A 6,929-nucleotide genomic window follows, 5' to 3' on the forward strand; every position below is an offset into this window, starting at 1 on the left:
GCTGTACAGGTAAGGTCGAAAATAACGCCGCCCATTTCTTCTGTATCCCCCACATGCTCGTTCTTGTTGTAGTATATATCGCTAATGTTTTTTCGCCCCCGGAACAGCGCATTGAGGAAGGCTATCAAAAAATCTTTATTTGCATCGGTGCCAAACACCCGCTTAAATCCGAAATCGCTTCTGAGGTCTATGTACCTGGGCTTATCCATAATATCCCGGATTTGTCTATAGACAAATATAGACATGAATTTATTATCGGGGCGGCCAGGATTTACCTTGTAATATTACTATAGCTTTATTAATCTTAATACCGCAAATGTTGCTTCTCCCGTTGTGCAAACACCATTTATTTTTGCCTGATGGAAGATGGCAAATATTTTTTCTATAATAATAAGCTGGTTGCATCCGGCAAGGCTATTCTTACTGCTGATAACAGGTCTTTCCGTTTTGGCGATGGCCTTTTTGAAACGATGAGATTAACGGATGGTGAAATAGCATTAAGCAGGTACCATTTTGAGCGGCTGTTCTCCTCTTTGCAGAGCTTTCGGTTTGATGTGCCGTCATATTTTACTGCGGCTTTTCTCGCTGAAGAAATAAAAAAACTGGCTGGAAAAAATGAACATCAAAAACTGGCAAGAATTCGCTTAACGGTTTTTCGCAGCGATGGCAGCCTGTATGATTTTGAAAATAATCTTCCCAATTATATCATTCAAACATGGACGTTAAATAATTCAGCACTATTATTTAATGATAAAGGGCTGGCAACAGGCATTTACACAAAGGCAAGAAAGACCTGCGATGATTTTTCTCACATTAAAACCAATAATTTTTTGCCATATACAATGGGCGCACTGTGGGCAAAAGAAAACAAACTGGATGATGCCATTATTTTAAATAATAATAATCGTGTTGCCGATGCAACGATTGCCAATATTTTTTTGATGCGGGATGGCAAGATAGAAACGCCTGCTTTAAGTGAAGGCTGTATAAGTGGCGTAATGCGGCGATTTTTAATTGATTGCATAAAAAAAGAGGGGCTACCCTTTAATGAAACAGCTATAACAACTGATGCGCTTGCAGAGGCACATGAGCTTTTTATTACAAATGCGGTAAGGGGAATTAACTGGATAGCGCAATGCGATAAGCAGAGTTACGATAACCAGTTATCGGAATATTTATATAACAGGTTTTTGAGGAAGGCAATGACAAACCCGGAATAAACTGCCGGCATCATGACGCATTCCTGATTTGCCCGGGGATAACGCACAAACCAGCTTGTTGCCAACCTTTTCTGTTTATCAATAAAATGTAAACTTTCAGCGTGAATGCCCCGCTTTGTTCAATTCAATAAACTAAGTTTTATCTTTGCAGCACAATTTAAGGTTTATGGAAACAGTTGCAGAACAGATAACAGCCACAGAAAAAGCGCAGTTGAAAGCCAGGGAACTGATGCAGCAGGCAGGCATTGACGATACGTATTTTTTGCGTGTCTCTGTAGTGGGCGGGGGTTGTTCCGGCTTAAGCTATAAACTTGATTTTGACAATGAACTGAAACCTGCTGACCAGGTTTTTGAACTGGAACATCTTAAGCTGGTTACAGATATAAAAAGCCTTCTCTATTTACTAAACACCGAGCTCGATTATTCCGACGGCCTGAATGGCAAAGGCTTTGTTTTTAAAAACCCCAATGCATCACGCACCTGCGGCTGCGGCGAAAGCTTTGCAGTGTAATATCTTCAATTGCTAAGCAGCTTTCTTAAATTCCTGTATGTCATTAAGTATAAGCAGTTAAAATATTTTTTGATAACTGTGTAATTATTACACGGTTTACCTATATTTATGGTTTAATTGCTTGGCATTGTATAAAATTGCTTGTTAATTTTTAAACTGCTTGTATTATGACATTAAATCGGTTGCTCAAGGCACTCGTTCTGTGCCCAACGTTGTTATTGCTTGCATTTGCTGCACGATCACAAAAAACAGTAACAGGAAAAATTACTGATGAAAAGGGAAGCCCGATAACAGGGGCATCCATAGTAGTAAAAGGTGGTAAAACGGGAACTACCACCGACGCTTCCGGCAATTTCGTTTTAAATGTGCCTTCCACTGCCACTTCCTTAACTGTAAGTTTTGTTGGCTTTACGCCCCAGGACGTAGATATTTCCTCATCGTCTTCGGTGAATGTTTCTCTCGCGCCTGATAATTCCAGCTTAACGGATGTGGTGGTTATTGGGTATGGAACGGCGAAGAAGAAAGATCTCAGCGGGTCTTATTCTACCGTTACTGCCAAGAACTTTAATAAAATACCCTCTACAACGCCGGATCAGTTATTACAGGGTAAAGTTGCAGGGCTGCAGGTAACGGTTGCGAGTGGCGCACCGGGCGCTCCCGCTTCCGTAAAAATACGCGGAAATAATTCAATCAGGTCTGGCACAGACCCGTTGTATGTAGTTGATGGCGTGCCTTTGGACGGAAGATCAGCAAGGCCTGGTTTTATAAGCAGTGTCAGCGGTTTAGGCACAATGCCGGATGCTAATCCCTTAACTTACCTGAACCCGGGCGATATTCAGGATATTTCTGTTTTAAAAGATGCATCGGCTTCAGCTATTTATGGTTCAAGGGGCGCAAATGGTGTGGTAATGATTACAACCAAAACAGGAGCAGCCGGGCCCGCAAGATTTGACGTGGGCACTTCATGGAGCATTGGCGGTTTAATGAAGCAGCCGGATGTGCTAAATGCAAGTGAATATAGAACGGCTTTGGCAAAATACGGCGCCAGTTCTGATTCAGGCGCCTCCATAAATCCTTTTGACGCCATTATCCAGCATAAGCTTTCGCAAAATTATTCCGTTGCATTTAATGGAGGCGGAAGTGAAAACAGCCGGTTCAGGGCTTCGTTTTTCGCTTCAAAATTTCCGGGCCTCGTTGATAAAACCGCATTAAATAAATACATCGGCAATATTAATGGCAGCTATAAATTTTTGGATAATAAGCTTACCCTTAAGTTTGGGCTAACGGCTGCCAATACCAAAGAACAAATCGCCCCCATTTCAAATGACGCCGGCAGCACGGGTAATTTGGTTTCGCTTGCCATGCAATGGAATCCCACGTTATTACTGCAGCGCAGCGCTACTGATTACACGGTAAATCCAAATGGCCAGATTAACCCGGCTTTATTATCAAGAGCATATAATGATTATGCAGTTGTTACAACTTTATTAGGCAATATTTCTGCAGGATATAAAATATTTCCTTCCCTGGAATATATGTTTTTTTATGGCGTTAATTACAGTTCCGGCACAAGGGGGCAGGAACTGCAGGGCTATATTACCGGTACCGGCGGAAATGCCGACGGCGCGGGCCTGGCAAACACAGCAAGCGCACAGCTTTTCTCTCAAACCATAACACATACTTTAACCTTCACAAAAGATTTTAATGATGTTAGCCTGACTGCCTTAGCCGGCTATGAATATTATGCCACAAAATATAAATGGCAGGCAAGCAGCGTATATCAATTTGATTACAACCTGGATATTACCGACTTAGTGCCAATTCATTATTATGATAACATGCAGGATGGGGAACAGGCTAATTTAACCACTTCTTCAAGCAATGATCCCACCACGGAGCTGCAATCATACTTCGGGAGGGTGCAATTGGGTTATAAAAACAAGTATATTATTACTGCCTCTTTCCGCGCAGACGGGTCAACGAAATTTGGCAAAAACAACCGCTACGGTTATTTTCCTGCCGTTTCCGGAAAATGGTCCGTCAGCGATGAGGGCTTTATGAAAAATAGTAAAGTGTTTAATAACCTGGCTCTCAGGGTTGGCTGGGGCAGAACCGGCAACCAGTCTTTCCCGTCAGGCTCTTCGCAAGACCGCTATCAATATACTTCCTATGGCAGCCTGAGCGTAGTAAATTTTGCTAATCCCGACTTAAAATGGGAAACGGTATCATCTACCAACGGCGGTATTGATTTTGGTTTTCTGAATAACAGGCTTACCGGCAGCATAGATGTTTTCTTCAAAAAAACTACCGATCCTTTGTTCCCGGGCACACTGGCTGCTCCCGCCAACAGCGGTATTATATGGCAAAATTTAGCAGGATATGTTACCAATAAGGGGGGAGAAATAGGCCTCAACTGGCAAATTATCCAGGGCAAAAATTTCTCCTGGTCTATCAGCCCCACCGCCACTTATGTGGTAAACAAATTTGTTTATCCGGAAGCAGGCTCCGGGCCAATGGTGTTAACCGGCAATTTAAATGGCAAAGGCACTTCGGCCACGTATGTGCAGGCCATAGCAAACGGGCAGCCTGTAGATGTATTTTACCTGCGTAAATTTTATGGGTTTGACAAAGACGGCTTTTCTATAACTGATGATTCGGCTACTTATAACGGCGATCCCAATCCCAGGTGGATTGTTGGCTTTGGAACCGAGCTCGATTATAAAAAATGGTCGCTCGTAATAAACATGCATGGCGCCTTTAATTACGTTATTTACAATAACACATTGCAATCAGTTACAGGCCTGAGCTTTATAACAAACGGCAGTAACATTTCAAAAACATTAATTAATACTACGGAAAGCGTGGCCAACCCGGTATCTGCTTCAACCCGTTATTTATATAGCGGCAACTACATGAAAATGGGCAACGTTACCTTAAGCTACAGAATGGGCGATATTGGGAAAGTTATTAAAAATGCGAGTGTTTATTTCACCGGAGTAAACCTCTTCTCCATAACCAAATATCCCGGGTTTGACCCCGAGGTTAACGTTTCCAAGGCAGATATTAACAGCACAGGAATACCATCCATCGGTATTGATTATGTGGGATATCCAACCGTGCGTTCTTTTACTTTAGGCATTAACCTCAGCTTAGGAAATTAAAGTATAGTTACCTCAAAAAAAAAATGCAATGAAACTTAATAAATATCTAATTATAATATCAGCCTTTTTAATAATTTCAGCAGGCTGCACCAAACTGGATGAGTCTTTTAATGATTCGCTCACCAGCCCGGGAACATCTGCCAGTTCTGATATTACAGCATTACTGAATAATGCCTATAACGATCTGAATACGCCTTTCACCAGCCAGGATCAGATATTTTCTTTAGAAGAAACGGTTACAGATGAGTGTTTGGTACCCACCCGTGGCGGAGACTGGGATGATAATGGCGTATGGCGGGTGCTTCATCAGCATACCTGGGATGTAACGCACACGCAGGCACAGTCTGTTTTTATTAATCTTGGCACACTGGAAAGCGATGCCACTACCGTGTTAGCCTTCAGCCCCACAGCAGAACAGGCGGCAGAAGCTATATTTTTAAGGTCGTTAGCGCAATTTTATTATCTGGATCTGTATGGCCAGGTTCCTTACAGAACAGTCGAAAAGTATAATTCCATTGATGCACCCCCGGTTATGCAGCCGGCCGAGGCAATAGATACATTAACCACGAATCTTAATGCCATAATTAGTGTATTAAGCGATGATAATCAGCCTTACAGCGCAAGCCCTAACGCTGCAAGGTTTTTATTAATGAAAGTTTTATTAAACAAACAGGCATTTTTAAGCAGGGAATCGCCCGGCACAGCCGACGCTACGGATATGGCTGAAATTATCAGCCTTGGCAATGCCATCATTCAAAGCGGAACAACCAATAGCCTTACCGGCGCAGCGCTTGAATTAACGCCGCATTACTTTGATAATTTCAGCCCAAATAACGGCGGCCAAGATGAATCCTATGGCTTTGGCGTAGGCAATGAAATGATTTTTGCCCTTCCAAACCTGCCCGGCGTTTCAAGCAATGATGGCCGAAGCACGGCAGGCATAGATGCAAGATGGATGATGACCCTGCACTATAATTCCTACGGGCATGAAGATGCTGTGTCAACAGATGCAGACTATGGATATTATGGCAGTGCAGGCTGGAATGGCTTTAGCACAATTGCTGATTTTTACGAAGCTTTCGATGCTTCCGATACCATGCGGCAAGGCAATGTTGCGTATCCGGGCGTAACCAATGTTTCCGGCTTAAAAGTTGGTTTGCTTGAAGGGCAGCAATATGATGAAGACGGGGAAGCAAGGGTGGATAGAAATGGGAACCCCTTAACCTTCAACGCTACCGTAAGCAATATTGAAACCGATGCAACCACGCTGGAAGATGACGGTATCAGGATTATTAAATACCCGCCTGATTACGATAACTACAGCAGTGGCCAGCAGGGAAACCAGCTCCAGATATTCAGGCTGGCCGATGTGTATTTAATGATGGCCGAAGCCTATCTTAACAAAGGGAATACCGCATCAGCGCTTGCCCTGGTAAACGAGTTAAGGTCTGCAAGAAAAGCAGCCAGCCTGACTTCGCTAACCCTGGTAAACACGAGTGATCTTTACGATGCAAATACATTGCTGGCAGAAAGGCAAAAGGAATTGTACTGGGAAAGCTGGAGGCGCCAGGATTTAATACGCATGGGCGTATTTTTACAGGCCTGGGATTTAAAAGATGCAGATGCTTCCTCAAAATATTTATTGTTCCCCATTCCTTCCACCCAGTTAATAGCCAATCCTAATCTTACCCAAAACCCAGGATACTGAATTTTTATTTGTTAATTTTTAAAAAAGGTCATTTTATGCAATGGCCTTTTTTATTTTGTACCAAGAAATTATGCGATTAATACTGCTATATGCCCTGATTGTTTTTTTATTTATGTCCTGCCATGCTGCAAGAGAAAGCAACACTTTATTTACCCTGGAGACAAATACCGGTATTGACTTCAACAACAAAGTAACTGATGGAAAGCTGGAAAACGGGTTTACCTACAGAAATTACTATAACGGCGGTGGCGTAGCCACCGGCGATTTAAACAATGATGATTTGCCGGATGTATTCTTTACTTCCAATATGGGCGAAAATAAACTGTACC

At 42.7% G+C, this 6,929-nt stretch carries 6 protein-coding genes; 5 read left to right on the top strand and 1 reads right to left on the bottom strand.

The genetic code is table 11. From position 1 onward, the window contains the following. On the bottom strand, positions 1-209 hold a 209-nt coding region (locus QM629_RS20650), incomplete at its 3' end, for a PD-(D/E)XK nuclease family transposase (RefSeq protein WP_415161807.1). Positions 210-359: 150 nt separating this feature from the next. On the opposite strand from QM629_RS20650, the gene QM629_RS20655 reads away from it, so the two are divergent. From QM629_RS20655 to QM629_RS20675, 5 genes are all read left to right on the top strand, one after another. Next, positions 360-1,220: an aminotransferase class IV gene (locus QM629_RS20655; RefSeq protein WP_415161808.1), complete on the top strand. Its 861-nt coding sequence runs from the start codon at positions 360-362 to the stop codon at positions 1,218-1,220. 166 nt (positions 1,221-1,386) lie between these two features. Next, positions 1,387-1,731, top strand: a complete 345-nt coding sequence (locus QM629_RS20660) for a HesB/IscA family protein (RefSeq protein ID WP_415161809.1) — start codon at positions 1,387-1,389, stop codon at positions 1,729-1,731. Between the two features lie 167 nt (positions 1,732-1,898). Next, positions 1,899-4,892 carry a SusC/RagA family TonB-linked outer membrane protein gene (locus tag QM629_RS20665; protein WP_415161810.1) on the top strand — a complete coding sequence of 998 codons (2,994 nt, stop codon included), beginning with the start codon at positions 1,899-1,901 and terminating at the stop codon, positions 4,890-4,892. 28 nt (positions 4,893-4,920) lie between these two features. After that, a complete protein-coding gene (locus QM629_RS20670; RefSeq protein ID WP_415161811.1) occupies positions 4,921-6,600 on the top strand; it encodes a RagB/SusD family nutrient uptake outer membrane protein in 1,680 nt (559 codons plus the stop codon). A gap of 70 nt (positions 6,601-6,670) precedes the next feature. Beyond that, positions 6,671-6,929, top strand: a 259-nt coding sequence (locus QM629_RS20675) for a hypothetical protein (RefSeq protein ID WP_415161812.1), incomplete at its 3' end; no start/stop codon positions are given.

Source organism: Parafilimonas sp. (assembly GCF_047606085.1).
GTDB lineage: Bacteria > Bacteroidota > Bacteroidia > Chitinophagales > Chitinophagaceae > Parafilimonas.

Bases quoted from the DNA above. Each gene is read 5' to 3' on its own strand.
- QM629_RS20660 (WP_415161809.1), top strand. From the start codon at position 1,387: ATGGAAACAGTTGCAGAACAGATAACAGCCACAGAAAAAGCGCAGTTG.
- QM629_RS20670 (WP_415161811.1), top strand. From the start codon at position 4,921: ATGAAACTTAATAAATATCTAATTATAATATCAGCCTTTTTAATAATT.
- QM629_RS20665 (WP_415161810.1), top strand. From the start codon at position 1,899: ATGACATTAAATCGGTTGCTCAAGGCACTCGTTCTGTGCCCAACGTTG.
- QM629_RS20655 (WP_415161808.1), top strand. From the start codon at position 360: ATGGAAGATGGCAAATATTTTTTCTATAATAATAAGCTGGTTGCATCC.